The organism is Pyrobaculum sp. (genome assembly GCF_049971835.1).
Classification (GTDB): domain Archaea; phylum Thermoproteota; class Thermoprotei; order Thermoproteales; family Thermoproteaceae; genus Pyrobaculum.
The window spans coordinates 1-1,572 of sequence record NZ_JBMFKV010000337.1 but is presented as its reverse complement, the minus strand read 5'-3'; the positions used below and the strand labels follow the sequence as shown (position 1 = coordinate 1,572).

Here is a 1,572-nt window from a genome sequence, read left to right as displayed (position 1 = left end):
AGGATTCCCTACGTGGGGTGGCCAGCGCTGTGGATCCGGGACCCGGCGGGGGGCTGGCCCTACCTAGCCGCCTTGTTGGGAGGGGTGGCCGGAGTAGAGCTCGCCCTTGGGAGGGTTATCCGCCGCCGCAACGGCCTATCTTCTTCTCGAAGGTGAGGGTGCCGTTGGCGTAGAAGGTGTACTCCAAGTTTATGTTCCTGTCTTTGGGTAGTAGCTCTACTGAATTTTTTTCTATGACTTGCCCCTTAGGCGTGAGACACAGGGGGACTGTGGCTTTGTTTTCGATTTTGATTTTTACCCGCGACATGGTGCAGTTGTACATAGTGACGTATACGTGAGTTTGGTCGTAGTTTACGTACACTTTATTGGGCTGGCAGAAGTCTTTGCCGCCTCCGACTGGATTCGCGTTCTTAATCTCGTAACTCCAGCTCCCGGTAGTTGCCATTACGGAGAGGGCGGCCCTATCTGCATAGACAGATGTGGCGACTGCAAGGGCAAGTGCTAAAACCACTGCAATAATTAGCCTCACGGATCTACGCAAAAAACCGTTTTTTAAAGACTGGGAAACATATGTTTCCGAGCCGCGGGGCTGGTACCTAGCAACTTAGGCATCGTATACAGGGGTAGCCCAGATTTTCCTAAAGTTCATAAATACGTGAGTGGAAAGTTTTTGTGTTTTGAGACTGCGAGGGAAATTCTACGGTATGCTGGAGAGGAGCTGGAGCGGGCGGTGAGAACTCGGGATGTTTTTCTGTATAGGAACGCCGCTGATAAGGCTTTTCTAGCTCTGGTGGTGGCGGTCAACGAGTACTTGAAGGCTGTTGTGGGGGTTGTGCCCAGTAGCCACTCCGAGAGGAGGAGGCTTCTCCGGGAGGTGGGGAGGGAGGATCTGAGGGCGTTGTACAGCAACTTGATGAAGACGCTTCACGAGGAGGCCTTCTACGAAGGGGTGTACCAGCCAGATGAGGTTAGGTACGCCGTGGATAAGGTTAGAAGCGTTATTGAGGAGCTAGAGGCTGAGGTGAGGAGGCGCCTACCTCCTTCTGGATAGCCCCAGCGTCGCAAATGCCGAGCCACGGCGGCTACCGCAGTGGCTGTGGCAACTTGTCTCTTCCCATATGCCAGGTCGGCGATCGCCACGGTCTGTGTCACTGTCGCTGGCGCGGGCCGTGGGTGGCCGCTGGCTCACTTTGAAAAAGGGGGATGGTTGGCTCGGCCGTGGCTGGGGACGTGGCTATAGAGATCTGGGAGTTTTGGAATGGTTTGTCCGTGAAGAACAAGTGTTGGGGCTGTGGGTTTTTTCGGCTCTTATTTTGTCTTTTAGTTTCTGCGTCAGGTTTGGCGTGTGGTGGCTGGCTCCGCACGCCGTTTTACTGCCTGCACATATGTATTAATATGGCTAGTGTTTTGTGGACGTGGCTGTGATTAACCCGGGAGATAAGGCGAGGTTTGGTGAGGACTCTACTGCGTTGGTGTATAGGAACGCCGAAGCGGTGGCTAGGCGGCTGGGGGTTGAGCTGGTGGTGAGCGGCGACGTGCTGAGGATTGGGGATTTTGAGGCTAGGTGGGCCG

Annotated in this window: 2 protein-coding genes; one reads left to right on the top strand and one right to left on the bottom strand. The window is 54.8% G+C overall.

Annotated elements, in window-relative coordinates:
* Positions 1-115 precede the first annotated feature (115 nt).
* Complete coding sequence (locus tag ACP5J3_RS14405) at positions 116-529, bottom strand: hypothetical protein (RefSeq protein WP_428496312.1); 414 nt, start codon at positions 527-529, stop codon at positions 116-118.
* A gap of 126 nt (positions 530-655) precedes the next feature.
* Between ACP5J3_RS14405 and ACP5J3_RS14400 the strand changes: the two genes are divergently transcribed.
* Entirely contained in the window at positions 656-1,051 is a 396-nt protein-coding gene (locus tag ACP5J3_RS14400) for a PaREP1 family protein (protein ID WP_428496311.1), read from the top strand.
* Positions 1,052-1,572: the final 521 nt, after the last annotated feature.